The organism is Streptomyces sp. NPDC059534, assembly GCF_042743475.1.
GTDB lineage: Bacteria > Actinomycetota > Actinomycetes > Streptomycetales > Streptomycetaceae > Streptomyces.
The window spans coordinates 1-26,481 of the sequence record NZ_JBHWAQ010000024.1 but is presented as its reverse complement, the minus strand read 5'-3'; the positions used below and the strand labels follow the sequence as shown (position 1 = coordinate 26,481).

27 protein-coding genes are annotated in these 26,481 nt (G+C 72.0%); 19 read left to right on the top strand and 8 right to left on the bottom strand.

Features of this window, described 5'->3' with window-relative positions:
* Positions 1–114 precede the first annotated feature (114 nt).
* The 8 genes from ACFVZH_RS26330 to ACFVZH_RS26295 all read left to right on the top strand — a co-directional run bounded on the left by ACFVZH_RS26330 (position 115) and on the right by ACFVZH_RS26295 (position 6,658).
* The gene (locus tag ACFVZH_RS26330; RefSeq protein WP_384900893.1) at positions 115–840 is read left to right on the top strand and encodes a helix-turn-helix transcriptional regulator; all 726 of its coding nucleotides are present in this window, start codon (positions 115–117) and stop codon (positions 838–840) included.
* Positions 837–2,252 carry a Fe-S cluster assembly protein SufB gene (sufB, locus tag ACFVZH_RS26325; RefSeq protein ID WP_384900891.1) on the top strand — a complete coding sequence of 472 codons (1,416 nt, stop codon included), beginning with the start codon at positions 837–839 and terminating at the stop codon, positions 2,250–2,252. The genes ACFVZH_RS26330 and sufB overlap by 4 nt, the downstream gene beginning before the upstream one ends.
* 63 nt (positions 2,253–2,315) lie before the next feature.
* Complete coding sequence (gene sufD / locus ACFVZH_RS26320) at positions 2,316–3,497, top strand: Fe-S cluster assembly protein SufD (RefSeq protein ID WP_384900889.1); 1,182 nt, start codon at positions 2,316–2,318, stop codon at positions 3,495–3,497.
* Positions 3,497–3,814, top strand: a complete 318-nt coding sequence (locus tag ACFVZH_RS26315) for a bifunctional 3-phenylpropionate/cinnamic acid dioxygenase ferredoxin subunit (RefSeq protein WP_384900887.1) — start codon at positions 3,497–3,499, stop codon at positions 3,812–3,814. The genes sufD and ACFVZH_RS26315 overlap by 1 nt, the downstream gene beginning before the upstream one ends.
* A 7-nt stretch (positions 3,815–3,821) precedes the next feature.
* Positions 3,822–4,586 carry a Fe-S cluster assembly ATPase SufC gene (gene sufC / locus ACFVZH_RS26310; RefSeq protein WP_033208829.1) on the top strand — a complete coding sequence of 255 codons (765 nt, stop codon included), beginning with the start codon at positions 3,822–3,824 and terminating at the stop codon, positions 4,584–4,586.
* The gene (locus ACFVZH_RS26305) at positions 4,583–5,851 is read left to right on the top strand and encodes a cysteine desulfurase (protein ID WP_056646030.1); all 1,269 of its coding nucleotides are present in this window, start codon (positions 4,583–4,585) and stop codon (positions 5,849–5,851) included. The genes sufC and ACFVZH_RS26305 overlap by 4 nt, the downstream gene beginning before the upstream one ends.
* A 10-nt stretch (positions 5,852–5,861) precedes the next feature.
* Entirely contained in the window at positions 5,862–6,323 is a 462-nt protein-coding gene (sufU, locus tag ACFVZH_RS26300) for a Fe-S cluster assembly sulfur transfer protein SufU (protein WP_384900885.1), read from the top strand.
* Positions 6,320–6,658: a metal-sulfur cluster assembly factor gene (locus ACFVZH_RS26295; RefSeq protein WP_017238620.1), complete on the top strand. Its 339-nt coding sequence runs from the start codon at positions 6,320–6,322 to the stop codon at positions 6,656–6,658. The genes sufU and ACFVZH_RS26295 overlap by 4 nt, the downstream gene beginning before the upstream one ends.
* A 97-nt stretch (positions 6,659–6,755) precedes the next feature.
* On the opposite strand, the gene ACFVZH_RS26290 is transcribed toward ACFVZH_RS26295, so the two are convergent.
* Positions 6,756–7,820, bottom strand: coding sequence for an oxidoreductase (locus tag ACFVZH_RS26290; protein WP_384900883.1), 1,065 nt, complete (start codon positions 7,818–7,820; stop codon positions 6,756–6,758).
* 85 nt (positions 7,821–7,905) lie between these two features.
* Here ACFVZH_RS26290 and ACFVZH_RS26285 point away from each other — a divergent pair, with 85 nt between their 5' ends.
* The 3 genes from ACFVZH_RS26285 (at position 7,906) to dapD (ending at position 9,870) form a co-directional block, all read left to right on the top strand.
* On the top strand, positions 7,906–8,226 hold the full coding sequence (locus ACFVZH_RS26285; RefSeq protein ID WP_384900881.1) for a DMT family transporter: 321 nt from the start codon (positions 7,906–7,908) through the stop codon (positions 8,224–8,226).
* The gene (locus ACFVZH_RS26280) at positions 8,226–8,777 is read left to right on the top strand and encodes a TetR/AcrR family transcriptional regulator (RefSeq protein WP_384900879.1); all 552 of its coding nucleotides are present in this window, start codon (positions 8,226–8,228) and stop codon (positions 8,775–8,777) included. The genes ACFVZH_RS26285 and ACFVZH_RS26280 overlap by 1 nt, the downstream gene beginning before the upstream one ends.
* A gap of 109 nt (positions 8,778–8,886) precedes the next feature.
* A complete protein-coding gene (gene dapD / locus ACFVZH_RS26275; RefSeq protein ID WP_384900877.1) occupies positions 8,887–9,870 on the top strand; it encodes a 2,3,4,5-tetrahydropyridine-2,6-dicarboxylate N-succinyltransferase in 984 nt (327 codons plus the stop codon).
* A gap of 134 nt (positions 9,871–10,004) precedes the next feature.
* Here the strand turns inward: dapD and dapA are convergent, their stop codons facing one another.
* Positions 10,005–10,889 carry a 4-hydroxy-tetrahydrodipicolinate synthase gene (gene dapA, locus ACFVZH_RS26270; protein WP_384900875.1) on the bottom strand — a complete coding sequence of 295 codons (885 nt, stop codon included), beginning with the start codon at positions 10,887–10,889 and terminating at the stop codon, positions 10,005–10,007.
* Between the two features lie 135 nt (positions 10,890–11,024).
* On the bottom strand, positions 11,025–11,468 hold the full coding sequence (locus tag ACFVZH_RS26265) for a GNAT family N-acetyltransferase (RefSeq protein WP_384900873.1): 444 nt from the start codon (positions 11,466–11,468) through the stop codon (positions 11,025–11,027).
* 105 nt (positions 11,469–11,573) lie between these two features.
* On the opposite strand from ACFVZH_RS26265, the gene ACFVZH_RS26260 reads away from it, so the two are divergent.
* Positions 11,574–12,287, top strand: a complete 714-nt coding sequence (locus ACFVZH_RS26260; protein WP_384900871.1) for an antibiotic biosynthesis monooxygenase — start codon at positions 11,574–11,576, stop codon at positions 12,285–12,287.
* Between the two features lie 12 nt (positions 12,288–12,299).
* Here ACFVZH_RS26260 and ACFVZH_RS26255 read toward each other — a convergent pair whose 3' ends face one another.
* Positions 12,300–14,135 (bottom strand): endonuclease/exonuclease/phosphatase family protein, encoded by a 1,836-nt coding sequence (locus ACFVZH_RS26255; RefSeq protein WP_384900869.1) that lies wholly within the window; start codon positions 14,133–14,135, stop codon positions 12,300–12,302.
* A 209-nt stretch (positions 14,136–14,344) separates the two neighbouring features.
* On the opposite strand from ACFVZH_RS26255, the gene ACFVZH_RS26250 reads away from it, so the two are divergent.
* From ACFVZH_RS26250 to ACFVZH_RS26235, 4 genes are all read left to right on the top strand, one after another.
* Positions 14,345–15,799 (top strand): hypothetical protein, encoded by a 1,455-nt coding sequence (locus ACFVZH_RS26250; protein WP_384900867.1) that lies wholly within the window; start codon positions 14,345–14,347, stop codon positions 15,797–15,799.
* Between the two features lie 287 nt (positions 15,800–16,086).
* On the top strand, positions 16,087–17,523 hold the full coding sequence (locus ACFVZH_RS26245; protein WP_384900865.1) for an alkaline phosphatase PhoX: 1,437 nt from the start codon (positions 16,087–16,089) through the stop codon (positions 17,521–17,523).
* A 53-nt stretch (positions 17,524–17,576) separates the two neighbouring features.
* Positions 17,577–18,398: a GntR family transcriptional regulator gene (locus tag ACFVZH_RS26240; protein WP_384900863.1), complete on the top strand. Its 822-nt coding sequence runs from the start codon at positions 17,577–17,579 to the stop codon at positions 18,396–18,398.
* A gap of 47 nt (positions 18,399–18,445) precedes the next feature.
* On the top strand, positions 18,446–19,465 hold the full coding sequence (locus ACFVZH_RS26235; protein WP_384900861.1) for a 1-aminocyclopropane-1-carboxylate deaminase: 1,020 nt from the start codon (positions 18,446–18,448) through the stop codon (positions 19,463–19,465).
* A gap of 40 nt (positions 19,466–19,505) precedes the next feature.
* Here the strand turns inward: ACFVZH_RS26235 and ACFVZH_RS26230 are convergent, their stop codons facing one another.
* On the bottom strand, positions 19,506–20,738 hold the full coding sequence (locus ACFVZH_RS26230; protein WP_384900859.1) for a TerD family protein: 1,233 nt from the start codon (positions 20,736–20,738) through the stop codon (positions 19,506–19,508).
* A 36-nt stretch (positions 20,739–20,774) separates the two neighbouring features.
* Complete coding sequence (locus ACFVZH_RS26225) at positions 20,775–21,014, bottom strand: hypothetical protein (protein WP_384901055.1); 240 nt, start codon at positions 21,012–21,014, stop codon at positions 20,775–20,777.
* Between the two features lie 55 nt (positions 21,015–21,069).
* Between ACFVZH_RS26225 and ACFVZH_RS26220 the strand changes: the two genes are divergently transcribed.
* Positions 21,070–22,071 (top strand): AraC family transcriptional regulator, encoded by a 1,002-nt coding sequence (locus ACFVZH_RS26220; RefSeq protein WP_384900857.1) that lies wholly within the window; start codon positions 21,070–21,072, stop codon positions 22,069–22,071.
* 377 nt (positions 22,072–22,448) lie between these two features.
* Here ACFVZH_RS26220 and ACFVZH_RS26215 read toward each other — a convergent pair whose 3' ends face one another.
* A complete protein-coding gene (locus ACFVZH_RS26215) occupies positions 22,449–23,210 on the bottom strand; it encodes an SDR family oxidoreductase (protein WP_384900855.1) in 762 nt (253 codons plus the stop codon).
* A gap of 43 nt (positions 23,211–23,253) precedes the next feature.
* Complete coding sequence (locus tag ACFVZH_RS26210; RefSeq protein ID WP_384900853.1) at positions 23,254–24,063, bottom strand: NAD-dependent epimerase/dehydratase family protein; 810 nt, start codon at positions 24,061–24,063, stop codon at positions 23,254–23,256.
* A 215-nt stretch (positions 24,064–24,278) separates the two neighbouring features.
* On the opposite strand from ACFVZH_RS26210, the gene ACFVZH_RS26205 reads away from it, so the two are divergent.
* Together ACFVZH_RS26205 and ACFVZH_RS26200 are read left to right on the top strand one after the other, a co-directional pair.
* Positions 24,279–25,211 (top strand): 5-dehydro-4-deoxyglucarate dehydratase, encoded by a 933-nt coding sequence (locus ACFVZH_RS26205; RefSeq protein ID WP_384900852.1) that lies wholly within the window; start codon positions 24,279–24,281, stop codon positions 25,209–25,211.
* Entirely contained in the window at positions 25,208–26,386 is a 1,179-nt protein-coding gene (locus ACFVZH_RS26200) for a hypothetical protein (protein ID WP_384900850.1), read from the top strand. The genes ACFVZH_RS26205 and ACFVZH_RS26200 overlap by 4 nt, the downstream gene beginning before the upstream one ends.
* Positions 26,387–26,481: the final 95 nt, after the last annotated feature.

Genomic DNA, 26,481 nt, shown 5'->3' with positions numbered 1-26,481 from the left:
CCTACCAGTGATCATATTCGCAGGTCAGGTAAGGCTTACCTGAGTGATGCACGGCACCGCCGGCTCCTCGGGTGCGGCTTGTCACTCGCCGATTAATTACGCAACAATGGCGTTGTGAAAAACGTTGGCGCGGCTCCCGTGGAGGAACTCGCGACCCGTGAGCGTTCGACGCGCAACCGGGTCGCGCGGTCGATCCTGGACCACGGGCCGTCGACCGTCGCCGACCTGGCCGAGCGGCTCCGCCTCACCCAGGCCGCCGTCCGCCGCCACCTCGACTCGCTGGTCGCCGAGAACGTCGTCGAGGCCCGGGAGAAGCGCGTCTACGGGACCCGCGCCCGCGGCCGCCCGGCGAAGGTCTTCGCGCTCACCGACTGCGGCCGGGACGCCTTCGACCAGTCGTACGACTCGCTCGCCGTCGAGGCGCTCCGCTGGATCGAGCGGAACGCCGGAGGCGAGGCGGCCGTCGCCGCCTTCGCCCGCGACCGCATCGAGGCCCAGGCGGGCGCGTACCGCGAGGCCGTCGAGTCGGCCGAGCCCGCGCGGCGGACCGAGGCGCTGGCCAAGGCCCTGACGGCGGACGGGTACGCTGCCACTGCGCGGAACGCGCCGGTCGGCGAGCAGCTCTGCCAGCACCACTGCCCGGTCGCCCACGTCGCCGAGCAGTACCCCCAGCTGTGTGAGGCGGAGACGGAATTCTTCTCCCGCCTCTTGGGAACGCACGTCCAGCGTCTGGCCACCATCGCGCATGGTGACGGCGTCTGCACCACGTTCATCCCGCACAGCACCCCGCAGACCACGTCATCAGCATCTGTCAGCACGGCCGGGAGGAACCCCGCATGACCACCGAGATCAGCCACCCCGAGCTCGAGGGCCTGGGTCGGTACGAGTACGGCTGGGCCGACTCCGACGCCGCCGGTGCCACCGCCAAGCGCGGTCTGAACGAGGACGTCGTCCGCGACATCTCCTCGAAGAAGAACGAGCCCGAGTGGATGCTGAAGCTGCGTCTCAAGGGTCTGCGGCTCTTCGACAAGAAGCCCATGCCGACCTGGGGCTCCGACCTCTCCGGCATCGACTTCGACAACATCAAGTACTTCGTGCGGTCCACGGAGAAGCAGGCGGAGTCCTGGGAGGACCTGCCCGAGGACATCAAGAACACGTACGACAAGCTCGGCATCCCCGAGGCGGAGAAGCAGCGCCTCGTCGCCGGTGTCGCCGCCCAGTACGAGTCCGAGGTCGTCTACCACCAGATCCGCGAGGACCTGGAGGAGCAGGGCGTCATCTTCGTCGACACCGACACCGCGCTGAAGGAGCACGAGGAACTCTTCAGGGAGTACTTCGGCACGATCATCCCGGTCGGCGACAACAAGTTCGCCTCGCTGAACACCGCCGTGTGGTCCGGGGGCTCCTTCATCTACGTGCCGAAGGGCGTGCACGTCGAGATCCCGCTCCAGGCGTACTTCCGTATCAACACGGAGAACATGGGCCAGTTCGAGCGGACGCTGATCGTCGTCGACGAGGACGCCTACGTCCACTACGTCGAGGGCTGCACCGCCCCGATCTACTCCTCGGACTCGCTGCACAGCGCCGTGGTCGAGATCATCGTGAAGAAGGGCGGCCGCTGCCGCTACACGACCATCCAGAACTGGTCGAACAACGTCTACAACCTGGTGACCAAGCGCGCCGTCGCCTACGAGGGCGCCACCATGGAGTGGGTCGACGGCAACATCGGCTCCAAGGTCACCATGAAGTACCCGGCCGTCTACCTGATGGGCGAGCACGCCAAGGGCGAGACCCTCTCCATCGCCTTCGCGGGCGAGGGCCAGCACCAGGACGCCGGCGCCAAGATGGTCCACATGGCCCCGAACACCTCCTCCAACATCGTCTCCAAGTCGGTGGCGCGAGGCGGCGGCCGCACCTCCTACCGCGGTCTCATCGAGATCGGCGAGGGCGCTCCGGGCGCCAAGTCGAACGTCCTCTGCGACGCGCTGCTCGTCGACACGATCTCCCGCTCGGACACGTACCCCTACGTGGACGTGCGCGAGGACGACGTCTCCATGGGTCACGAGGCCACCGTCTCCAAGGTCTCCGAGGACCAGCTCTTCTACCTCATGAGCCGCGGCCTCACCGAGTTCGAGGCGATGGCGATGATCGTTCGAGGCTTCGTCGAGCCCATCGCCAAGGAGCTGCCGATGGAATACGCCCTGGAGCTCAACCGGCTGATCGAGCTGCAGATGGAAGGCGCGGTCGGCTGAGAGCCCGCCCCACCCACGCAGCGACTGATTTCTTTTACGCAGGAAGAGAGCAACACGACAGCCATGGCTGAGGCTCAGAACATCCCCGCGGGCTCCACCACCGCGGGCTCGATCGCGGTGGCCGCAGAGTCCACCGTCGCCACGCGCATGAGCGCGCCCCCGTCCTTCGACGTCGCGGACTTCCCGGTCCCGCACGGCCGTGAAGAGGAGTGGCGGTTCACGCCGCTGGCGCGCCTGCGCGGCCTCCACGACGGCACCGCCGTCGCCTCCGGCGAGGGCGTCAAGGTCGAGATCGAGGCCCCCGAGGGCGTCACCGTGGAGACCGTCGGCCGCGAGGACGAGCGTCTCGGCAAGGCCGGCACGCCCGTCGACCGCGTCGCCGCCCAGGCGTACACGTCCTTCGAGAAGGCATCGGTCGTCACCGTCGCCAAGGAGGCCGTCCTCACCGAGCCGATCCGCATCGCGGTGCACGGCGTCGGCGGGGTCGCCTTCGGCCACCAGGTGATCGAGCTCGGCGCCTTCGCCGAGGCCGTCGTGGTCATCGACCACACCGGTGACGCCGTCCTCGCCGCCAACGTCGACTACATCCTCGGCGACGGCGCCAAGCTGACGGTCGTCTCCGTCCAGGACTGGGACGAGAAGGCCGTCCACGTCGCCCAGCACAACGCGCTGGTCGGCCGCGACGCCTCCTTCAAGTCGGTCGTCGTCACCTTCGGCGGCGACGTCGTCCGCATCCACCCGCGAGTCCGGTACGCGGCTCCGGGCGGCGAGGCCGAGCTGCTCGGCCTGTACTTCACGGACGCCGGCCAGCACCAGGAGCACCGCCTCCTGGTCGACCACAACACCCCGCACTGCAAGTCCAACGTGGCCTACAAGGGCGCGCTGCAGGGCCAGGACGCGCACGCCGTCTGGATCGGCGACGTGCTCATCCAGGCCGCCGCCGAGGGCACCGACACGTACGAGCTCAACCGGAACCTGGTCCTCACGGACGGCGCCCGGGTCGACTCCGTGCCGAACCTGGAGATCGAGACCGGCGAGATCGCCGGCGCCGGTCACGCCTCGGCCACCGGCCGCTTCGACGACGAGCAGCTCTTCTATCTGATGGCCCGCGGCATCCCGGAGACCGAGGCCCGCCGCCTCGTCGTCCGCGGCTTCTTCGCCGAGCTGGTCCAGCAGATCGGTCTGCCGGACGTCCAGGAGCGCCTGATCGCCAAGATCGAGACCGAGCTGGAGGCCTCCGTCTGATGGCCTTCGTCCGAGTCTGCGCGCTGAGCGAGCTGGAGGCCGACACCCCGAAGCGGGTCGAGGTCGACGGCACGCCGATCTCCCTCGTGCACACCGAGGGCGAGGTGTTCGCGATCAACGACATCTGCTCGCACGCGAACGTCTCCCTCTCGGAGGGCGAAGTCGAGGACTGCTCCATCGAGTGCTGGCTGCACGGGTCCAGCTTCGACCTGCGCACCGGCAAGCCGTCCGGCCTTCCCGCGACGCGCCCCGTCCCCGTGTACCCCGTCAAGATCGAAGGGGACGATGTGCTCGTCTCCGTCACCCAGGAGTCCTGAGTCACCCATGGCTACGCTTGAAATCCACGACCTGCACGTCTCCGTCGAGGCGGAGAACGGTCCCCGCGAGATCCTCAAGGGCGTCGACCTGACCATCAAGCAGGGCGAGACCCACGCCGTCATGGGCCCCAACGGCTCCGGCAAGTCGACCCTGGCGTACTCCCTCGCCGGTCACCCGAAGTACACGGTCACCGGCGGCACCGTCACCCTCGACGGTGAGGACGTCCTGGAGATGTCGGTCGACGAGCGCGCCCGCGCCGGCGTCTTCCTCGCCATGCAGTACCCGGTCGAGGTCCCCGGCGTCTCGGTCTCCAACTTCCTGCGCACCTCCGCCACCGCCGTCCGCGGCGAGGCCCCCAAGCTGCGTACCTGGGTGAAGGAGGTCAAGTCCGCGATGGAGCAGCTCCAGATGGACCCGGCCTTCGCCGAGCGCAACGTCAACGAGGGCTTCTCCGGCGGTGAGAAGAAGCGCCACGAGATCCTCCAGCTGGAGCTCCTCAAGCCGAGGATCGCGATCCTCGACGAGACCGACTCCGGCCTCGACGTCGACGCGCTCCGCATCGTCTCCGAGGGCGTCAACCGCGTCCGCGAGACGGGCGAGGTCGGCACCCTGCTGATCACCCACTACACGCGCATCCTGCGCTACATCAAGCCCGACTTCGTGCACGTCTTCGCGAACGGCCGCATCGCCGAGTCCGGCGGCGCCGAGCTGGCCGACCAGCTGGAGAACGAGGGCTACGACAAGTACGTGAAGGGTGGCGCGTCCGCGTGACTTCTGCCCATCAGGGGCTCTCCGGCCTCCTCGACACCGAGGCGATCCGCAAGGACTTCCCGCTCCTGGATCGCGTGGTCCACGACGGCAAGAAGATCGTGTACCTCGACTCCGCGGCGACCTCGCAGAAGCCGCGGCAGGTCCTCGACGCGCTCAACGAGTACTACGAGCGCCACAACGCCAACGTCCACCGCGGCGTCTACACGGTCGCCGAGGAGGCGACGGCGCTGTACGAAGGCGCCCGTGACAAGGTCGCGGCCTTCATCAACGCGCCGAGCCGCGACGAGGTGATCTTCACCAAGAACGCCTCGGAGTCGCTCAACCTCGTGGCCAACATGCTGGGCTGGGCCGACGAGCCCTACCGCGTGGACCACGAGACCGAGATCGCCATCACGGAGATGGAGCACCACTCCAACATCGTGCCGTGGCAGCTGCTCTCGCAGCGCACGGGCGCGAAGCTGAAGTGGTTCGGCCTCACCGACGACGGCCGCCTCGACCTCTCGAACATCGAAGAGGTCATCACCGAGAAGACCAAGATCGTCTCGTTCACGCTGGTCTCGAACCTGCTGGGCACGATCAACCCGGTGGAGACCATCATCCGCCGCGCCCAGGAGGTCGGTGCGCTCGTCTGCATCGACGCCTCCCAGGCGGCCCCGCACATGGTCCTGGACGTGCAGGCGCTCCAGGCCGACTTCGTGGCCTTCACCGGCCACAAGATGTGCGGCCCGACCGGCATCGGCGTGCTGTGGGGACGGCAGGAGCTCCTGGAGGACCTCCCGCCCTTCCTCGGCGGCGGCGAGATGATCGAGACCGTGTCGATGCACTCGTCGACGTACGCGCCGGCCCCGCACAAGTTCGAGGCGGGTACGCCCCCGATCGCCCAGGCCGTCGGCCTCGGCGCGGCCGTGGACTACCTGTCGGCGATCGGCATGGAGAACATCGCGCGCCATGAGCACGCGATCACCGAGTACGCCGTCCGGCGCCTCCAGGAGGTTCCGGACCTGCGGATCATCGGCCCCACCACGGCCGAGGACCGCGGCGCGGCGATCTCCTTCACGCTCGGCGACATCCACCCGCACGACGTGGGCCAGGTCCTCGACGAGGAGGGCATCGCGGTCCGGGTCGGCCACCACTGCGCGCGGCCCGTCTGCCTGCGGTACGGAATTCCTGCGACCACGCGGGCGTCGTTCTATCTGTACTCCACCCCGGCCGAGGTCGACGCCCTGGTCGCGGGTCTGGAGCACGTACGGAACTTCTTCGGCTAGGGGACGGCTCGTGAAGCTGGATTCGATGTACCAGGACGTCATCCTGGACCACTACAAGCACCCGCACGGGCGCGGTCTTCGGGACGGCGACGCCGAGGTGCACCACGTCAACCCGACGTGCGGCGACGAGATCACGCTCCGCGTGAAGTACGACGGCTCGCGCATCGAGGACGTGTCGTACGAGGGTCAGGGCTGCTCGATCAGCCAGGCTTCGGCGTCCGTCCTCAACGAGCTGCTCGTCGGCAAGGAGCTGGCCGAGGCGCAGAAGATCCAGGGCGCCTTCCTGGAGCTGATGCAGTCCAAGGGCCAGATCGAGCCCGACGACGCGATGGAGGAGATCCTGGAGGACGCGGTCGCGTTCGCGGGAGTCTCCAAGTACCCGGCCCGTGTGAAGTGCGCGCTGCTCAGCTGGATGGCGTGGAAGGACGCGACCGCCCAGGCGCTGGGCGACGCGGAGAGGGAGACGGCATGACCGAGAACGCCGAGGCCACGATGAAGCCGGCCTCCGAGGAAGAAGTCCGTGAGGCGCTGTACGACGTCGTCGACCCCGAGCTGGGCATCGACGTCGTCAACCTGGGCCTGATCTACGGCATCCACATCGACGACTCGAACGTCGCGACGCTGGACATGACCCTGACGTCGGCGGCCTGTCCGCTGACCGATGTGATCGAGGACCAGGCGAAGTCCGCGACGGACGGCATCGTCAACGAGCTGAAGATCAACTGGGTCTGGATGCCGCCGTGGGGTCCGGACAAGATCACGGACGACGGCCGGGAGCAGCTGCGCGCGCTCGGCTTCAACGTCTGACCCGTCCGCGGGTGAACGGCCGTGCCCTTCGGGGCACGGCCGTTTCGCGTGTGCCGGACGCCTCCAGGGCCTGCCGACGGAAATGTGACGACAGGCCCTAGTGGAGGCCGGCCGCCCGGGCGAGCTCCGGGGCCAGGTTCTCCTTGCGGATGCGCTGGTCGATGTAGAGCAGGCCGGCGACGAGCGGGGGGAAGAGGGAGACGATCGCCTGGCTGACGAGCTGGCCGACGGCGAGGAAGCCGAAGAGGACCGCGAAGGAGGCGACCAGGGCGCCGGGGTCGTCACCGGAGAAGTCGGTGGCCGCCAGGGGTGCCGTGATCAGCAGGGACAGCAGCTGCTGGATCACCCAGCTCGCCACGGAGGCCATCAGGCCGACGAGGAGCAGTGAGCCGAAGATGCGCCACCAGGAGCCGCGGACCAGGAACGAGGAGCGGCGCATCGAGGCGATGGCGCCCTGCCCCTCCATCACCGCCGCCGCCGGGGCCAGGCTGAACTTCACCCAGATCCAGAGCGCGAGCGGGGTGACGAGCAGAGCCGCGATGACGGCGACCACGGGGATGAGCCACAGGCCGTTCTCCGGGTTGTCCGAGGAGTCGGCCGCGGTCACGAGGAGCGCGGCGAACATGCCGACGAAGGCCACGACGGCGAGGCCGAGCGGGATCGCCACGGCCAGGCTCGTCAGCAGCACCGTGCCCAGGACGGACGGCATCCGGGCCCAGGAGCGGCGCCAGAGCGCGCCGAAGGCGAGGGGTCGGCCGAGGACGGCCTCCTGGAGCACGGCCGGGACGGCCGCCGCCACGACGCCGTTGGCGCAGATCATCACGAGCATCGCGACGAGCCAGACGCAGACGAAGGCGACGATCAGCGGGCGGATGTCGTCCCACTGCGGGTCCTGGCCGGACGGCACGTCGAACACGGCCGGGAAGAGGTCGCCGACGGCGGCGTACGCGATGCCGAGCGCCGCTCCGACGACCAGCAGCGCGGCGCCGTAGACGGTCCCGGTCACGCCGAGCAGCTGCTTCCAGTGGCGGCCGAAGGCGCCGAAGGCTCCGGACAGGACGGTCCCGAGGGAGAGCGGTGCCAGGGGTATCACGCCGGGCTTCGGCGGCGGGGGCGGCGGCGGGTAACCGTAGCCGTAGGGCGGACCTGGGGGATACGTCATGCGGGACACCGTATCGGTGTCCGTTGCGTACGCCCGTGCGAATAAATGTGTACGGCCGTACGCAACGGTGTGTACGCTCGTACGCATGGGATACGGACTGCTGGCGGGCGCCATCGTGGCGGAGATCCTCGCCACCACCTCGATGAAGTACAGCGAGGGCTTCACCAAGCTCTGGCCCTCCCTGGTCACCGGCGCCGGCTATCTCATCGCCTTCACGCTCCTGGCACAGGCGCTCAAGACGCTCCAGGTCGGCACCGCGTACGCCATCTGGTCCGGCGTCGGCACCGCCGCCGTCGCCGCCATCGGCTTCCTCTTCCTCGGCGAGAGCCTCAACCCCGCCAAGATCGCCGGAATCGTCCTCATCATCGCCGGGGTCGCCGTCCTCAACCTCGGCGGAGCGCACTGATGACCCGCACACGGCGGTACGACCCCGAGCGCCGCGAGCGGATCGTGGACGCCGCCCTCCGGGTGGCCGGACGGGCCGGCATCGCCGGGCTGAGCCACCGCACGGTGGCCGCCGAGGCCGATGTGCCGCTCGGCTCCACCACCTACCACTTCGCCTCCCTCGACGAACTCCTCGTCGCCGCGCTGCGCAAGGCCAACGAGGGCTTCGGGCGGCTGCTGAGGGAGAGCCCCGGCATCGCCGCGCCGGACGGCGACCTCGCCGCAGCCCTCGCCCGGCTCCTCGGTGAGTGGCTGGGCGGCGAACGCGCGCGCGTGGAGCTGGAGTACGAGCTCTACCTCGCCGCCCTCCGCCGGCCCGCGCTGCGCCCGGTCGCCGCCGAGTGGGCCGAGAGCGCCTCCGCCGCCCTGGCCCCCCGCACCGACCCCGTCACCGCCCGCGCCGTCGTCGCCCTCATGGACGGCATCTGCCTCCAGGTGCTGCTCACCGACGGCGCGTACGACGAGGAGTACGCACGTCTCGTACTGGCACGGGTCCTGGACACGGGGGCCTGAAGGAAGCGCCGAAACCGTCCGCCGGAGGTTCGTCGGAACCGCCGACGCGCTCGACCGACACCTGAGACCGGTTGGCCCGGGCGGGGGCCCGACGGTTAGGTTTTCCGTCATGACCACTGCTCCTCGCACCACCGGCGCCGTCGCCGCCGGCCTCGCCACCATCTCCGGCGACGGCACCGTTCTCGACACCTGGTTCCCCGCCCCCGAGCTGACCGACGCGGCCGGCCCCGCCGGCACCGAGCGGCTCACCCCCGACGAGGCCGTCAACGCCCTCGGCGAGGGCGCCGCCAAGGCCCTCGGCGTGGACGCCCGCCGGGGCGTCGAGGTGGTCGCCGTCCGTACCGTGATCTCCTCGCTCGACGACAAGCCGCTCGACGCCCACGACGCCTACCTGCGTCTGCACCTGCTCAGCCACCGGCTGGTCAAGCCGCACGGCCAGAGCCTGGACGGCGTCTTCGGCCTGCTCGCCAACGTCGCCTGGACCTCCCTCGGCCCGGTCGCCGTCGACGACATCGAGAAGGTGCGCCTCAACGCCCGCGCCGAGGGCCTGCACCTCCAGGTGACCTCGATCGACAAGTTCCCGCGCATGACCGACTACGTCGTGCCCGCCGGGGTCCGTATCGCCGACGCCGACCGTGTCCGCCTCGGCGCCCACCTCGCGGCCGGCACCACCGTCATGCACGAGGGCTTCGTCAACTTCAACGCCGGCACCCTCGGCACCTCCATGGTCGAAGGCCGGATCTCCGCCGGTGTCGTCGTCGGCAACGGCTCCGACATCGGCGGCGGCGCCTCCACCATGGGCACCCTCTCCGGCGGCGGCAACGTCGTCATCGCGATCGGCGAGCGCTGCCTGATCGGCGCCGAGGCGGGCGTCGGCATCGCCCTGGGCGACGAGTGCGTCGTCGAGGCCGGCCTGTACGTCACCGCCGGCACCCGGGTCACCATGCCCGACGGCCAGATCGTGAAGGCCCGCGAGCTCTCCGGCGCCTCGAACATCCTCTTCCGCCGGAACTCGGTCACCGGCACCGTCGAGGCCCGCCCCAACAACGCGGTCTGGGGCGGCCTCAACGACATCCTGCACAGCCACAACTGATCCGGTGACCCTGCGTCAGCAGCAGCAGCAGCCGTCGTCAGGCAGACGCAGCGTCACTGCACGCGGACAAGGCGAGGAGTCGACATGAGGACGAAGCCCACGGTCGTGGAGCACGCGGCGCTCTTCGGCGGGACCTACACCGGCGACTCCGCCTGAACCAGCGCCTCGTACGCCGCCCGCAGCCCGTCGACCGCCTCCCGGTCGGCGGGCTGCAGCGGTTCCCGGACCGGACCGCCGAGGAGGGCCTTGGCGGTGACCGTGCCCGGCAGGCCCGAGGCCATCATCAACTCGGTGAGCGGCAGCAGCCGGGCGTTGAGGCGGGCCGCTCCGGCGGTGTCGCCCGCGTCGAAGGCGTCGAGGACCGCGCGCAGCTGACGGGGCGCCACGTTCGCCACCGTGCTGACGTAGCCCGCGCCGCCGACCGCGTACAGCGGCAGGTTGAGCTCCTCGGAGCCCGAGTAGTACGCGAGGCCGCCCTCCGCGATCACCCGGGCCGAGCCGAGCAGGTCGTTCGCGCAGTCCTTCACCGCGACGATCCGCGGATGCGCGGCGAGCCGCAGCATCGTCGCGGGTTCGACACGGGTGCCGGTGCGGCCGGGGATGTCGTAGACCATGACCGGCAGGCCGGTCGCGTCCGCGACCTTCAGGAAGTGCGCCTCGACCGCCGCCTGGGGCGGGCGGCTGTAGTACGGGGTGACGACGAGCAGCCCGTCGGCGCCGGCCCGCTCGGCCTGCCGGGCCAGTTCGACGGTGTGCCGGGTGTCCGAGGTGCCGACGCCGGCGACGACCGACGGGCCGGGGCCGACGGCCTCCCGCACGGCCCGGACGAGCGCGGCCTTCTCGGCGTCGGTGGTGGTCGGGGACTCGCCGGTGGTCCCGCTGAGGACCAGGCCGTCGCAGCCCTCGGCGACGAGGCGGGCGGCCAGCTCTCCCGCGCCGTAGAGGTCGAGCGCACCGGAGGCGGCGAACGGGGTGATCATCGCGCAGAGGGCGCGGCCGAAAGGGCGTGCAGTCGTCATCCGGCAAGTCTGGCCATATCGGACCATGTAGGTCCACTTAGATCTTCTTGGGTCGAGAGATAAGTGCTGCTGAAACATGGTGCGGGTCTGGCGTGATCGGCGGGCGCGACAGGGGGACCTGCCCGAAGAGGTGGCCTAGAGCGTCCGCTTGAAGCCGTCGTGGCTGCGCGCGAAGCCCAGCGAGGCGTAGAAGCGGTGGGCCTCCGTCCGCCGCTTGTCGCTGGTCAGCTGGACGAGCGCGCAGCCGCGCTCCTCCGCCCGTGCCACGGCCCGCTCCATCAGCTCCCGGCCGAGACCGCCGCCGCGCCGGTCGGCCCTGATCCGGACCGCCTCGATCAGGGCCCGCTCGGCGCCGCCCTTGCCGAGACCCGGGATGTACGTGGCCTGGAGGCAGCCCAGGACGAGCTCGCCGTCCATCAGGACCAGCATCTCGTTGCGCGGGTCGCCCTCGATGTCGGCGAAGGCCCGCTCGTACGCCTCGGTGACCACCATCGAGCCGGGGTCCACCACCGTGTCCTCGTCGGCGAGCAGGGCCAGGACGGCGGGCAGTTCGGCGCGGGTGGCGGGGCGAAGGATCATGGCGCGAAGTCTCGCACGGCGAAGCCCCTTGACCTCAAGCGTGGTTGAGGAAGGACGGTGGACCGTGTCGAACCGAGCCGATCACCGCCGAAGGAGACCGTCCGCATGAACGCCGTCGCACGCCCCGATGCCCGTCCCGACCTCAACCGCCCCGGCGTCGGCGCCGTCCTCGTCAGCACCTGGCGGGTCGGCACCCCCGAGCGCCAGCGCGCCGCCGTGGAGGCCGTCAGGACCGCCTGGGAGAGCCGTGAGTGGCCCGACCTCGGCCTGCTGTCGTACAGCGTCGCCATCGGGACCGACGGGGACACCCTGCTGCACTACTCGCAGTGGACCGAGCAGCATGCCTACGACGACTTCGTCCGCACCTACCGCGACGACCGGAACGCCGAGATCGACGCCGCCGTCCCCGGCATCGAGCGGGTGGAGCTCCGCCGTTACGCGTCCGTCCACCGTTCCACCGCCCGTGGCGGGACGGGCGCGGGGGAGCCGCCCGGGGTCGTCGTGGTCGTCGAGGCCGACTTCGACGGTGCCGGAGAGGGGCGCCGCGAGGAGTGGGTGGACAGCGTGTTCACCGCCCTGGACGAGGACACGGCGGCGGGGCGGGTGTCCGGCGGGATCAGTGGCCGGTTCCATCTGTCCGTCGACGGCGGCCGGGTCCTGAACTACGCGGAGTGGGAGAGCGAGCGGGCCCACGAGGAGTGGCTGGCGGACGAGGGCCGGCTGAGCGAGGCATGGAAGCGGGTGCGCCGTCACCCGGCGCTCACGGGCGGCCGGGTGCGGCGGTACACGCCCGCGCTCAGTCTGAGCGCGGGCGTGTGACCGGGCGGGCCGTCAGGGACGGAAGCGCAGGACCTGCGGGTCGTGGTCGCTGTCCTGGTCGGCGAACTCCGCGTTGATGTGCACGCTGTCGTACTCGAAGTGGTGCACGCCCGGGCTCGTCAGGATCTGGTCGAGGACCTGGCTGTTGCCCTGGTACACGTACGAGTAGCGCTCGCTGAGCGGCAGCGACTTCACGGCCGGGTACAGCGCGCCGCCGTCGGTCAGCGCCTGGGTCGTGCCGGAGAACTCGAAGTCGTTGATGTCGCCGACGACGAGGACGTCCGCCTGCTTCTCCAGCGCGACGATGTCCTTCACGAAGGCGTTGACCGCCTGCGCCTGGAGCAGTCGCTTCGCCTCGGAGGAGCGGACCGGCGGCTGGTGGTGCGAGACGATGGACTCGTCGCCGCCCTTGGAGCCGAAGTGGTTGGCGATCACGAAGACCGTGCGGCCGCGGAAGACGAACTCTCCCGCGAGCGGCTTGCGGCTGCTCTCCCAGGCGGCGTTCGCCGGGTCGATGCGGCCGGGGGAGAGGGTCAGCGCGGCGTGGCCCTTGGTGCCCGTGACGGCGGTGGCGGTGGTGGCGTCGCCGCCGGCGCGGTCGGTGAAGGAGACCCGCTCGGGGTTGAAGAGGAAGACCTGACGGATGTTGCCGCCCGGCTCGCCGCCGTCCTTGCCGTTCTCCGGGTCGACCGAGCGCCACTCGTACGCCGGGCCGCCGGCCGCCACGATCGCGTCGGTGAACTTCTTCACCGTCACGTCGGCGGCGACGGTGCCGTCGTTCTTGGCGCCGTTGTTGTCCTGGATCTCCTCCAGGGCGAGGATGTCGGGCGAGGCGAGGTTCTCGACGACCGCCTTCGCGAGCGCGTCGAACTTCTCCTGCGGGTCGGACGGGTCGAGGTTCTCGACGTTGTACGTCGCCACGGCCAGCTCGTTCTTGTGCTGGCGGTCCGTGGTCTCGCGCTCCAGGCCCGCGTCCACGACCGTGCCCAGGGTGCGGGCCGTCAGCGTGTAGCCGCCGAACTGGTTGAAGTCGAGCGGGCCCTCGGTGGTGCCGGTCAGCCGGTCGCCCACGTTCGCCTTGGGGAACGGCTGCTGGGCGAGCGGGGTCAGCGACTGGATCTGGAGCCGGCCGGTGTTCTGGGACTCGTACGAGCCGTAGACCGTGCCGCCGCGCCGGTTGCGGTTCTCCCAGGGCTTCACGGTCACCCACAGCTCGGCGTACGGGTCGGTGGCACCGGCCACGCGCGAGGAGCCGATCCGGACGTTGGTGCCCTCCAGGGACTCGTAGTAGTCCAGGGCGTACGTCTCCGGGTCCAGCGTCAGGCCGTTGATCGAGCCGCCGGCGGCCGGGTCGCCCTCGGGGGCGTACTCCTCGGGGACCGACCAGGCCGAGACCGTCACCGGGGCCGGGACCGGGTTGCCCTTCGAGACGACCGTGACGACCGGCTTCGAGATCTGGGTCAGCGACTGGTTGCCGGAGTTCAGACCGCCGGGGACGTACTCGGTGACCGTGCCGTTCAGGCTGACGGCGTCGCCGACGGCGACGGTCGGGACGGAGCTGGTGAAGACGAACACGCCCTCACTGGTGGCCGGGTTCTCGTCGGCCTCCGGGTCCTGGATCCAGAAGCCGCGCGAGCCGTAGGTGCGGACGCCGGTGACGATGCCCGTGACGCCGGTGACCTGCTTGCCGACGAGCGGCGAGACGCGCGTCGTGCCCTGGATGTCGTGGACGCGGACGGCTGCGGTGTCCTCGGCCGAGGCGCTCGACGCACTCGCGAGCAGACCGGCGGCGAGGGCGGCGGCGACGACGGCGGAGACCGCGGCGGATCTCGGTATGGAGGAAGACATCAGAGGACTCCGAGGGTGCTTGGACGATCGGCAGAAGAATCTACGCGCGTCAATCTCTTGCGAGAGCGGTGGACTTGTCAAGAGTCGACGGGTGTACGAAGGCTGACGGATCCGTGAACCGCCGGACGGGGCCCCGGATGCGTCTACGCTGAGGACCGCTCTTTGAGCCCTTCACCTTCACCCACGCACGCGTCGAGGAGACCCCCCAGATGTCAGCGGAGCACCCCACCCTTCCCCCCGTTCGGCTCCGTGCGGACGCGGAGCTGGCGCGGGACGCCCTGGCCGCCCCCCTCCTCACCCACGCGGTACGGCTCGCCCGCTGGGCCGGGCCCGACACCCGGGTCGACGCGGGCGGCGAACTCGTCGACGAGCAACTCCCCCAGGCCGTCGAGCTCCTGGGCCTCGCCGACGAGGAGGACGCCGAGATCCTGGCCGGCGACGCCTGGCGGCTCGCCGTCGACACCGGCCTCGTGGACGTCGAGGACGGCACGGAGGACGAGGAGGGCGTCACCGCCGGACGCGCCGCGCCCGGCGAGAACCTGGCACTCGTCACCGGCGGTTCGCCGCAGGACGTCCTCGCGATCTGGCTGGACGGCTTCGACGCCGTCTTCGCCGACGCCGTCGCCCCCGTCCTCGACGACCTGGACGCGATCGTCGGCGACGACGGCGAGATCGACTTCGAGGCCCTCGACTGGGACCCCGAGGTCGAGGCCGACTTCCTGGAGGGCGTCCTCGGCAACCTCTACCTGCTGACCGTCAGCGAGGGCGGCGCCGGCGAGGGCCCGGTGCCGCTGCCCGCGCTCGCCGCGTCGATGGTCGTCCCCGACGACATGGGCGAGCCCACCGACGACGTCCTGGAGCAGGTCTCGGACGCGATGATGCGGCTCGACGAGCAGTTCCGGCTCTTCGAGCCGATCGGCCTCGTCGAGTACCAGCCCGTCGACGAGGCCCTGATGGCCGAGGAGGGCGAGGAGCCCGCGCCGCCGGTCGACGACGAGGACGTCTCCCGGTACGGCATGGTCCGGCTCACCCCGCTCGGCCTCTACGGCGTCCGGGCCCGCATGCTGGAGGCCGGGGTGGACGCGCCCGCCGTCGGCGACCTGGCCGAGAAGGGCGCCGACGCGCTCCTCGCCGGAATCGTCGGCTACCCGGAGGGCGCGGCCCGCGAGGAGACCGCCGCGTGGCTCGCCGGCCGCGACGCCGTCACCGCCGCCCGCGAGCTGCTGGCCGCCGCCCGGGGCGCGGACGCGGACTCGCCGCTCCGCCGCCTCCACTGCCAGCAGACGCTCTCGCTGGTGGGCGCCGAGGCGGAGCCCGCGGTGCGCGAGGTACTCGACGACCCCGAACTCGGCGGTCTCGCCCGGGTCTGGCTCGCCGAGCGGGGTGCGGCGGACGTGCCCGCGCCCTCGGAGACGATGATCTTCTGGCTGGCCATCGACACGATCGCGGCCCAGCTCGGCTCGGACGGCGACCTGGAGGAGCTCCAGGAGCTGATCGAGGGTCTGACCGGCCGCCACAGCGGCTTCCTCGATGCCGCCTGGCGGGTGGAGCACCCGGCGACGGCGGAGGTCCTGGAGGCGATGGGCCGCCTGCACCGCGACAAGACGGCCGCGAAGGACGCCCGCAAGGCCGCCTTCAAGGCCCGCTCGCGGTCCGGCTCCTGACACGGGGCCCGGGCGGGCGTCGGGGCGGGCGCCGCGCGGTCTCGGGGGCGGTCTCGGGGGCGGTCTCGGGCGGGCGTCGGGGGCTCGGCCCGTCCGTCGCCTGCCCGGGGCTTTGGGCTGCCGGAGAGGGCGTCGCCCGCCCTGGGCTTTGGGCTGCTCAGGGCCGTCGCCCGCCCGGGGCCGCCGTGTGAGGAGTGGGCGGTGTTCCCGCGGCGTTCAGCCGGTGTTCGCGGGGGCGCGCAAGGGTGGCCAGCGAGATTCGGCCACCACAGGGAGAACGCCACACCATGCCCCTCAACCGCAGAGAGTTCACCAAGCAGTCCGCAGGCGCCGGTGCGGGCCTCGCCCTCACCGGTGTCGTCGGGGCTCTCGCCACGGCCCCCGAGGCGCTGGCCTCCGACGAGCCGGCCGCGCTCGGGGCCGGTCACGACCACGGACACGGCCACGGTCACGCGCTCGGGTACGGGCCGCTCGTCGCCGACCCCGCGGGGATGCTCGCCCTGCCGGCCGGGTTCTCGTACCGCGTCGTCACCCACAGCGGTGTGACCCGCCTGGAGAGCGGCGAGTTCACGCCGTCCAACCACGACGGCACCGCCGCCTTCGCCGGCCCGCGCGGCACCACGTACCTGGTCAACAACCACGAGCTGAAGGGCCCCCGCGCCAAGTGGGCGCACCCGGTCCCGCTCACCGAGGGCCTCGTGTACGACCCCGCCGCGGCCGGCGGCTGCACGGTCGTCGAGGTGCACCGCGACGGCACCGTCGCCGAGTGGGTCGGCATCGCCGGCACGTCCACCAACTGCGCGGGCGGCCGCACCGCCTGGGGCACCTGGCTGACCGGCGAGGAGAACTCCGACCGCGCCGGCGTCAACGGCATGACCAAGGACCACGGCTACATCTTCGAGGTCGACCCGCGCGACCGCCGCGCCAACCGCGACCCGAAGCCGGTCAAGGCGTTCGGCCGCTACGACCACGAGGCTGTCGTCGTCGACCCCAAGCGGGGCCACGCCTACCTCACCGAGGACGCCTCCAACCCCAACGGCCTGCTCTTCCGCTGGACGCCGCCGGCGGGCTTCGAGCACGGCCGCGGCAAGCTCCGCACCCTCGCCGACGACGCCGGTGTGCTCCAGGCGTTCAAGTGCACGGACTCCTCGGGCAGGTTCGTGGACGACCTGTCCCGCGCCACCCGGATCGGCACCGTCTACGGCGTCGACTGGGTCGACGTCCCCGACCGCGACGGCCGCACCACCTCCGTCCGCAAGCAGTTCGCGGACGGCCAGGTCACCCGCGCCCGCAAGCTGGAGGGCATGTGGTGGGCCGACGGCGGCACCTACGTCGTCTCCTCCTACGCCCGTGAGGAGAGCCCGGGCGCGGCGCACGACGGCCAGGTCTGGTTCTACGACCCCAAGCGTCGCACCCTCACCCTCAAGGTGCTGCTCGGCGTGAACGCCGCCCCCGGCGAGGACGGTGCCTTCGACGGCCCCGACAACATCACGGTCTCGCCGTACGGCGGGCTCGTCATCGCGGAGGACGGCGAGGGGGTCCAGCACCTCTTCGGCGCCACCGACTCCGGCCGCACCTACCCGATCGCCCGCAACGACCTCAACGACAGCGAGTTCACCGGCGTGACCTTCTCGCCCGACGGCGACACGCTGTTCGCCAACATCCAGGACCCGGGCATCATGGTGGCGATCACCGGTCCCTGGCGCCGCCAGCCCCGCCGCTGAGGCCGAAAACGATCCTGTTCAGCCCCATGGAATGACATCTAACATGTCAATCCATGGACGCACTGCGGCCCGTGGGCCGGACCCTGCTGCGTGACCGGGCGTACGAGGCGCTGCGCGAGGCCATCGTGCGCGGCGACCTCGCGCCCGGCGCCCCGCTCAAGGACGCCGATCTCGCCGAACGGCTCGGGCTCTCGCGCGCACCCGTGCGCGAGGCCCTGGCCCGGCTCGGCGGCGAGGGGCTCGTCGAGTCCAAGCCGCAGAGCTACACCCGGGTCACCCGGCCGGTCAGCCGCGTCGTCCGGGACGCCGCCTCGGTGGTGCGGGTGATGCACGAACTCGCCGCCAGGACCGGCGTACCCCTGCTCGGCCCCGAGGGCATCCGGGCCATGAGCGAGGCCAACGAACGCTTCGCGGCCGCCGTCCGCGCCTCCGACGTGGAGGCCGCCCTCAGCGCCGACGACGAGCTGCACCAGGTCCTCGTCACCGCCAGCGGCAACCACGCCGCCGCCGCCACGATCGCGCGGTACACCCCCCTGATCCGCCGCGTCGAGCGGCGGCTCTTCGGCGACGCCGGAAGCTGCGGCTCGGCCGAGCTGCACGCCCGGCTGATCGACGCCTGCGCGGCCGGGGACGCGGAGGAGGCGGTGCGGGTCACCACCGAGATCTGGGCGGCCCTCGAACAGCTCGCGGACGACGCCATCGACGTCGCCGAGGTCACCGGCATCCCGGCACCCGCCGAACCCGCCGAGCCCGCGGCACCCGCCGGACTCGGCGAACCTGTCGGACTCGGCGCACCTGCCGGCCCTGCCGAACCCGTCGGATTCGCCGCCCCCGCCCGACCCGCCGTGCCTCCCGTGCCTCCTGAACGCCCCTAGCGCGTCCAGGACCGTCGCCCAGCAGCCGCCACTCACCGGGAGCCGCCTTGCCGATCTCCGACTTCGACCGTTATCCGCTCCTCTTCGGGCCCTCCCCGGTCCACCCCCTGGAACGGCTCACCCACCACCTCGGCGGCGCCACGCTCTGGGCCAAGCGCGAGGACTGCAACTCCGGGGTGGCGTACGGCGGGAACAAGACCCGCAAGCTGGAGTACCTGGTCGCCGACGCCCTCGCGCAGGGCTGCGACACCCTCGTCTCCATCGGCGGCGTCCAGTCCAACCACACCCGCCAGGTCGCCGCCGTCGCGGCCCGGGCGGGCCTGAAGTGCGTCCTCGTCCAGGAGAGCTGGGTCGACTGGCCCGACTCCGTCTACGACAAGGTCGGCAACATCCTCATCAGCCGCCTCGCCGGCGCCGACGTGCGCCTGGTGCGGGCGGGCTTCGGCATCGGCTTCAAGGAGAGCTGGGAGCAGGCCCTGCGGGAGGTCGAGGAGGGCGGCGGGAAGCCGTACGCGATCCCGGCGGGCGCCTCCGACCACCGGCTCGGCGGCCTCGGCTTCGCGAACTGGGCGTACGAGGTGGCCGAACAGGAGCGCGCGCTCGGCGTCTTCTTCGACACGGTCGTCGTCTGCTCGGTGACCGGCTCCACCCAGGCCGGCATGGTCGCGGGCTTCGCCGCGCTCGCCGAGGAGGGCGGACCCGCCCGCCGGATCGTCGGCGTCGACGCCTCCGCGAAGCCCGGCCCGACGCACGAGCAGATCACCCGGATCGCCCGGGACACCGCCGCGCTGATCGGCGTCGAGCGCGAGGTGACGGCGGCCGACGTCGAGCTGGACGAGCGGTACCACGGCGGGGTGTACGGCATTCCGGACGAGGCCACCCTCGACGCGATGCGGCTGGCCGCCCGCACCGAGGGCATGGTCACCGACCCCGTCTACGAGGGGAAGTCGATGGCGGGTCTGGTCGACCTGGTGGACCGGGGAGAGATCGGCCGGGACTCGACCGTGCTCTACGCCCACCTCGGCGGCCAGCCCGCCCTCAACGCCTACAGCGCACTGTTCTCCTAGGGAATGTGACGACAGGCCCCAGCGGCGCCGGGCCGGTCGCTCAGAGTGCCTGGGCGGCCGGCTTCACCATGCCCCGGACCGTGCGGGACTTCACGAACTCGCCGATCGCCGTCATCTCCCACTCGCCGGAGAACTGCTTGATCAGCTTGGCCATCATGACGCCGGTCTGCGGCTCGGCGGTGGTCAGGTCGAAGCGGACCAGCTCCTCGCCGGACGCCGCGTCGATCAGCCGGCAGTACGCCTTGGCGACCTCGGTGAACTTCTGGCCGGAGAAGGAGTTGACCGTGAAGACCAGGCCGGTGGCGTCGGCCGGAAGCCGGCCGAGGTCCACGACGATCACCTCGTCGTCGCCCGCGCCCTCACCGGTGAGGTTGTCGCCGGAGTGCTTCACCGAGCCGTTGAGGATGGACAGCTTGCCGAAGTAGCAGCTGTCCAGATGGTTGCGCTGCGGGCCGTACGCGATGACGGAGGCGTCCAGGTCGATGTCCTTGCCGCGGTACGCGGGCTCCCAGCCGAGGCCCATCTTGACCTGGGAGAGCAGCGGGCGGCCGCCCTTGACGAGGGACACCGTCTGGTTCTTCTGGAGGCTGACCCGGCCCTTGTCGAGGTTGATCTTGCCGGTGGAGACGGCGGCGGCGGGGGCCGCGGCCGGGGGAGCGGGCGGCGCCGGCGGGGCGGCGATCCGCGGGTCCACCGGGGCGGCGGGCGGCGCGGGCGGGGCCGGCGGGGCGACGACGGCCGGGGCGGCCGGTGCCGGGGCGGCGGCCGGCTCGTCGTCCACCGAGACGCCGAAGTCGGTCGCGATGCCGGCCAGCCCGTTCGCGTATCCCTGGCCCACGGCGCGGGCCTTCCAGGCGCCGTTGCGCAGGTAGATCTCGACGACCACGAGCGCCGTCTCGGTGGCCAGCTGCGGCGGGGTGAAGGTGGCGAGCACGCTGCCGTCGTCCGCGTTGCGCAGGGTCGCCGTGGGTTCGATGCCCTGGAACGTCTGGCCCGCCGCGTCGGGGCTCGCCGTGACGACGATCCGCTCGATGCCGGCCGGGAGGGCGCCGGTGTCCACCACGATGGCGTCGGGCGCGGCCCCGCCGCCGGAGCGGTAGGTGACACCGGGCCCGGCCGGCTGGTTGTAGAAGATGAAGTCGTCGTCCGAGCGCACCTTGCCGTTGGCGCCGAGCAGCAGGCCCGAGACGTCGAGCCGCACCGGGGCGGCGACGTCCACCGCCACGCGCGCGGCGGTGAGAGGGATGTTCGAGCCGGGGGTCATAGCGGTCATGCCAGGGCTAACGATCCGGCCCCCTTTGCCGTTCCCTTACCCGCGCCCGGTTCGGCCACCCTGGTGACGCGGGTGGTTCTTGGCCTGCCGTTCGTTGCCGAAGCGGTACGAGCCCGTCCAGCGGGCCATGACCAGCTGGGCGTCCCCCGCCTCCACCTCCGCGAGGAACTTCTCGGCGCGCCCGCCGCGCAGCACGCCCGCGGCGCGGCCCTGGTGGGTGAGGACGACCGAGCCGTCCCCGCGTCGCTCGTACGTGAATCCATGAGGTCGTGGCATGCCGGGCATCCTGCCGTTCCCGGTCAGATCCGTCATATGAATATTCTTTCGGTTCATGGGTGCAGTGGGGACCGCGGGTGCCGCGGGTGCGGTGGGCGGGAGCTCGTTCCGGACGGGGGACGTGGACGAGGCGCGCGAGGAGCTCGACGCGCGCTACTACGCGAACCGGATGGACGTCGTCGAGGGGGAGCGGCGGCCCTTCGCGGCCCGCTTCGACACCGTGGCGCTCGGGCCGCTGGTCATCGGCGACCTGAGCTGCGGCGCCGACGTGCGGATGAGCTTCGGGGAGCTCGGCGCGTACCACCTGAACGCCCCGCTCAGCGGGCGGATGGAGATGCGCCAGGGCGGGTCCTCGATCGTCGCGACGCCCACCGAGGCACTGCTGCTCGACCCGGCGGGGGACACCTTCCTCGACCGCTGGAGCGGGGACTGCCGGACCCTGTCGGTGAAGGTCGGGGCGGCCGCGCTGCGCGACCGCCTGGAGCAGCTGATCGGCCGCCCGCCCCGCGGCCCGCTCGTCCTCGCGTCCGGCCTGGACATCACGCGCGGCCCGGGTCTGAGCTGGGTGCGCTTCGCCCGTCAGGTCGCCGCCGAGGCCCTCGCGGGCGAGGGCCTCGCCCGGCACGAGCTGGTGGCCGGACCCTTGCAGGAGGCGCTGCTCAACGGTCTGCTCCTGGCCGCCGAGCACCCCTGGCGCGAGGCGCTCGCCCATCCGGGGGAGCCGCTGCGGCCGGCCCCGGTCAAGCGGGCGATGGACGCGGTGCGGGAGCGCCCCGAGCATCCCTTCACCACCACCGAACTCGCCGCCCTGTCCCGGGTGAGCGTCCGGCGCCTCCAGGAGTCGTTCCGCGAGTACGTCGGGATGTCGCCGATGGCGTACGTGCGGGAGGTCCGCCTCGACCGGGTCCGAGAGGAGCTGCGGGCGGCCGCGCCGGGCGAGGTGAGCGTGAGCGAGGTGGCCTGGCGCTGGGGCTTCGCCCACCAGGGACGGTTCGCGGCGCGCTACCGGGAGAGGTTCGGCGAGTCGCCGTCCGGCACCTTGCGCGGGGGCTGCTGAGGGCCGGCGGTCCGCGCGCGTCCGGGAGGCGCGGGCGGGCGGGGCCCAGGAGGTGCGGCCGGGTGTGGCCGGGTGTGGCCGGGTGCGGCCGGGTGTGGCCCGGGGAGGGCTGCCGGGTGCGGCCCAGGCAGGGGCGGGCGGGTGCGCCAGGCGGGGCGTACGCTCCGGCGCGCTGGGGGCTTATACCTCGCTGACCGGGTACTTTCATGCATCAACCCGTCGCGCATTCCGGACAGGTGCCGCGTTCAGCGGCTCGCGATGATCTTCGGCCGGGCCTACGGTGGACAGGTCCGGTCTGCCAGCGCGCACCGTGACCCGGGCCCCGGCCGGCTCCCCCGTATCAGTCCGGCCGGGTCCTGCGTATCCCCTGACCGGTCTCAGGCCAGGCCGCCGTTGCTCATCAGCAGCTGCCCGTTGATCCACTGCCCTTCGGGCGAGCAGAGGAAGTCCACCAGGCGCGCGGTGTCCCGGGGAGTGCCGAGGCGGCCGAGCGGGGTCTGCCGGATCATCTCCTCCCGCAGTCCCTCCGTCATCCAGCCGGTGTCCACCGGACCCGGATTGACGACGTTGGCGGTGACCCCGAGATGCGCCAGCTCGCGCGCGGCGGCCAGGGTGATGCGGTCGAGCGCGCCCTTGCTCGCCCCGTAGGGGAGGTTCCCCACGGTGTGGTCGCTGGTCAGGGCGACGATCCGGCCGGTGCCGGGAGCGCCGGTGAAGCGCCGGCCGTACTCCCGGATCAACAGCCAGGACGCGCGCGCGTTGACGGCGAAATGACGGTCGAAACTCTCGACGGTGGTGTCCAGGAGGCCGGAGTCGACCGACTCGCAGTGGCACATGACGAGGGCCGTGACCGGGCCGCCGAGCCGTTCCTCGGCCGTGTCGAAGACGCGCGCGGGGGCCTCGGGATCGGCGAGATCGGCCTCGACGGCCGTGCAGGCCGCGCCCCGCTCGGCGAGCCGCTCGGCGATCGCCCCGGCCGCGCCCCGCTCCTCGCCCCAGGCCATCCGCCGGTCGTAGGGGGTCCAGCAGGTGAACGCGACGTCCCAGCCCGACTCGGCGAGTCGGTCGGCGATGCCCGCGCCGATGCCGACGGTCCGGCCGACCCCGGTCACGAGGGCGAGGGGGCGCCTGCGGTTCATGCGGTCACTCCTGGGGTCGGTGGGGTCGGCGGAGTCCCGGCGTTCAGTGCGGCCACCGGGGCGGGTCCACGCAGAAGTGGCCGCCCAGGTAGAGGTCGTCGGCGCTGCCCTCCGGCGGGAAGCCCTTGTCGGCGATGAGCTTCTCCGCGTACACCTCCGAGTCGTCCCGCGGTTCGAAGCCGAGCGCCCGGGCGGTGGAGAGGTCCCACCACGCGCGCGTGTTGGCGGAGGAGCCGTGGACGACCGTGTGGGCCACGTCCTCGGCGGTGAGCGCGGCGTGCAGCAGGCGGGCGCAGTCGGCGGGGCTGAGCCACATCGAGAGCATCCGCACGGAGGTGGGCTCGGGGAAGCAGGAGCCGATGCGGACGGAGACCGTCTCGATGCCGTGCCGGTCCCAGTAGAGCTGTGCCAGGTCCTCGCCGAAGCACTTGGAGAGGCCGTAGAAGGTGTCGGGGCGGTGCGGGGTGTCGACCGGGATCAGGGGGTCTCCCTCGCGCGGGCGCCGGGTGAAGCCGACGGCGTGGTTGCTGGAGGCGAACACCACGCGCCGGACGCCCTCCTCGCGGGCGGCCTCGTAGAGGTGGTGGGTCCCGGCGATGTTGGCGGCCATGATCTTCTCGAAGTCGGCCTCCAGGGAGATGCCCGCCAGGTGCACGATCGCGTCGACACCCCGGACGGCCTCGCGCAGCGCGGCGCGGTCGGCGAGGTCGGCGACGATCGCGTCCGGGGCCCCGGGCACGGGGGCGACGTCCAGGAGGCGGAGCTCGTAGCCGTACGGGGGCAGCAGCTCCCGCATCAGCGTGCCGACGCCCCCGGCGGCGCCGGTGAGCAGGACGGTGCGGGGTACGGACATGGACCGGGTCTCCTCCGTTGAGTGGAATTCACAACCGTGGACACGCTAGGGAGCGCCCCGACGGAGCGTCAAGAGTGTTCGATACGGCGCGATCTCTCCTTGACCGGTGGTTCCGCGCTGTTCTAGCGTGCGGGACGTCAGTGTTCAAGAATATGGACGACAGTCATAACTGTGCACGAGATGACGATGCACGACGGACTTCCCTGGGAGCGCCCGTGACCACTGCCCCGCTCGCCGGCCGGCTCGACGGCCTGCTCTTCTTCCCCGTCACCGCCTTCGCGCCGGACGGCTCCGTCGACCTCGACACCTTCCGCGCCCACGTCCGCGCCGGTGTCGACGCGGGCGCCGCGGCCGTGTTCGCCTGCTGCGGGACCGGCGAGTTCCACGCCCTCACCCCCGAGGAGTTCCGGGACTGCGTCGCCGCCGCCGTCGAGGAGACCGCGGGCCGCGTCCCCGTCGTCGCCGGCACCGGCTACGGCACCGAACTCGCGATCCGGTACGCCCGCCTCGCCGAGGAGGCGGGCGCCGACGGGCTCCTCGCCATGCCCCCGTACCTCGTCGTCGCCGACCAGGCGGGACTGCTCCGCCACTACACCCGGCTGGCCGCCGCCACCTCGCTCGACGTGATCGTCTACCAGCGGGACAACGCGATCCTCACCCCCGACACCGCCGTCGCCCTCGCCCGCACCGACGGCGTCATCGGCCTCAAGGACGGCCACGGCGACCTCGGTCTGATGCAGCGGATCGTCAGCGCCGTCCGCGCCGAGGGCCTCGACCTGCTGTACTTCAACGGCCTGCCGACCGCCGAACTCACCGGCGCCGCCTACCGGGCCATCGGCGTCACCCTCTACTCCTCCGCCGTGTTCTGCTTCGCCCCCGACCTCGCCCTCGCCTTCCACCGCGCCCTCGCCGCCGGCGACGACACCACCGTCGACCTGCTCGTCGACGGCTTCTTCCGGCCGCTCGTCGAACTCCGCGACCAGGGGCGCGGATACGCCGTCTCGCTCGTCAAGGCGGCCGTGCGGATGGGCGGTCTGGACGTCGGCGAGGTGCGGTCGCCGCTGAGCGAGCCCGCCCCCGCGCACCTGCGCGAGCTCGCCCTGCTCGTCGAGCACGGCCGGGCCCTCCTCAAGGAGGCCGGAGCGTGAGAGCGGGAGCGTTCGTCTACCCGTGGGACGTCGACGGCGACCCCGCCGCGCCCGGGCTCCTCGCCGGCCTCGGCCTCGCCCAGGTCACCCTCGCCGCCGCCTACCACTCCACCCGGGCGCTGAGCCCCCGTCACCCGGCCCACCGGATCGTCACCGCCGAGCACGCCGCCGTGCTCTACCCGCCGGACCCGGGCCGCTGGGCCGGCCGCCCGCTCCGCCCGTACCCGGCGGGGGAGTGGGCGCCCGGCGACGCGTACGGCCGGGCCGCCGACGCCCTCGCCGGCGCCGGCGTCGAGGTGCACAGCTGGGTCGTCCTCGCCCACAACTCCCGTCTCGGCGCGGAACATCCGGAGACCTCCGTCGTCAACGCCCACGGCGACCGGTACCCCTGGGCCCCCTGCGTCGCCCGCCCCGACGTCCGGGACCTCCTCGTCGACCTGGCGGCCGAGGCCGCCGTACGGCCCGGCGCGGCCGGCACCGAGCTGGAGTCCTGCGGCTGGTACGGCCTCGCGCACCTGCACGCCCACGACAAGACCGGCGGGATCGCCCTGGGGGAGCGCGAGCAGTACCTGATGTCGCTCTGCTTCTGCCCCGCCTGCCGGCAGGGGTACGGCGACGAGGGCGCCGACCCGGACGAGCTGGCCGCCGCCGTGCGCGCCGCCCTGGAGCCCGTGTGGGCCGGCACCGGCCCGGCGGGTGGCCTCGCCGCCCTGGAGGCCCCCGCCCTGGCCTGGCGCGCCCGAGCCGCCCGTACCTTCCAGGAGGCCGCCGTCTCCGCCGTACGGGCCGCCGCCCCGCCCGGATTCCGGGTCCTGCTGCACGCCGACCCCGACCCGTACCGGTGCGGCGCCGACGCCGGCACCGACCCGGCGCATGTCCTGGGCCTCGCCGACGGCGTGGTCGCCCGCCCGCCGAAGGTCGCCGAGTTCGCGGCCCATGCCCGCCCGGACACCGTCCTCGCCGCCAACCTCTCCGTCGTCGGCGGCATGGGAGGCGCCCCCGGGCGCCTCGCCCGGGACGCCGAGCACGCCCGGGACGCGGGCGCGACCGAACTGCGGCTCTACCACGCGGGGCTGGCCTCGGACGAGGACCTGGCCGCGGTCCGGACGGCCCTGCGGAAGCTGGACGGGGGTCGGATCCAGGCGGGTGTCCATGGCCTGACCGACAGGCCCTAGTACTGCAACGGTCCTTGTCGTGATGGTTGGGCAGGTGAGTCGTTGTTCTGTCCATGGGTGGGGTATTGGTTGATGCCCGTTCGTGGGCGGGTGAG

Excerpts from the sequence above, each read along its gene's own strand:
- ACFVZH_RS26255 (WP_384900869.1), bottom strand. The coding sequence starts at position 14,135 with ATGTCTTCCTCCATACCGAGATCCGCCGCGGTCTCCGCCGTCGTCGCC.
- ACFVZH_RS26260 (WP_384900871.1), top strand. The coding sequence starts at position 11,574 with ATGAACGCCGTCGCACGCCCCGATGCCCGTCCCGACCTCAACCGCCCC.
- ACFVZH_RS26250 (WP_384900867.1), top strand. The coding sequence starts at position 14,345 with ATGTCAGCGGAGCACCCCACCCTTCCCCCCGTTCGGCTCCGTGCGGAC.
- ACFVZH_RS26290 (WP_384900883.1), bottom strand. The coding sequence starts at position 7,820 with ATGACGTATCCCCCAGGTCCGCCCTACGGCTACGGTTACCCGCCGCCG.
- ACFVZH_RS26295 (WP_017238620.1), top strand. The coding sequence starts at position 6,320 with ATGACCGAGAACGCCGAGGCCACGATGAAGCCGGCCTCCGAGGAAGAA.
- dapD (WP_384900877.1), top strand. The coding sequence starts at position 8,887 with ATGACCACTGCTCCTCGCACCACCGGCGCCGTCGCCGCCGGCCTCGCC.
- ACFVZH_RS26220 (WP_384900857.1), top strand. The coding sequence starts at position 21,070 with ATGGGTGCAGTGGGGACCGCGGGTGCCGCGGGTGCGGTGGGCGGGAGC.
- ACFVZH_RS26225 (WP_384901055.1), bottom strand. The coding sequence starts at position 21,014 with ATGCCACGACCTCATGGATTCACGTACGAGCGACGCGGGGACGGCTCG.
- ACFVZH_RS26245 (WP_384900865.1), top strand. The coding sequence starts at position 16,087 with ATGCCCCTCAACCGCAGAGAGTTCACCAAGCAGTCCGCAGGCGCCGGT.
- ACFVZH_RS26315 (WP_384900887.1), top strand. The coding sequence starts at position 3,497 with ATGGCCTTCGTCCGAGTCTGCGCGCTGAGCGAGCTGGAGGCCGACACC.
- sufC (WP_033208829.1), top strand. The coding sequence starts at position 3,822 with ATGGCTACGCTTGAAATCCACGACCTGCACGTCTCCGTCGAGGCGGAG.
- ACFVZH_RS26210 (WP_384900853.1), bottom strand. The coding sequence starts at position 24,063 with ATGTCCGTACCCCGCACCGTCCTGCTCACCGGCGCCGCCGGGGGCGTC.
- sufB (WP_384900891.1), top strand. The coding sequence starts at position 837 with ATGACCACCGAGATCAGCCACCCCGAGCTCGAGGGCCTGGGTCGGTAC.
- ACFVZH_RS26215 (WP_384900855.1), bottom strand. The coding sequence starts at position 23,210 with ATGAACCGCAGGCGCCCCCTCGCCCTCGTGACCGGGGTCGGCCGGACC.
- ACFVZH_RS26285 (WP_384900881.1), top strand. The coding sequence starts at position 7,906 with ATGGGATACGGACTGCTGGCGGGCGCCATCGTGGCGGAGATCCTCGCC.
- ACFVZH_RS26280 (WP_384900879.1), top strand. The coding sequence starts at position 8,226 with ATGACCCGCACACGGCGGTACGACCCCGAGCGCCGCGAGCGGATCGTG.
- sufD (WP_384900889.1), top strand. The coding sequence starts at position 2,316 with ATGGCTGAGGCTCAGAACATCCCCGCGGGCTCCACCACCGCGGGCTCG.
- ACFVZH_RS26230 (WP_384900859.1), bottom strand. The coding sequence starts at position 20,738 with ATGACCGCTATGACCCCCGGCTCGAACATCCCTCTCACCGCCGCGCGC.
- ACFVZH_RS26265 (WP_384900873.1), bottom strand. The coding sequence starts at position 11,468 with ATGATCCTTCGCCCCGCCACCCGCGCCGAACTGCCCGCCGTCCTGGCC.
- dapA (WP_384900875.1), bottom strand. The coding sequence starts at position 10,889 with ATGACGACTGCACGCCCTTTCGGCCGCGCCCTCTGCGCGATGATCACC.
- ACFVZH_RS26240 (WP_384900863.1), top strand. The coding sequence starts at position 17,577 with ATGGACGCACTGCGGCCCGTGGGCCGGACCCTGCTGCGTGACCGGGCG.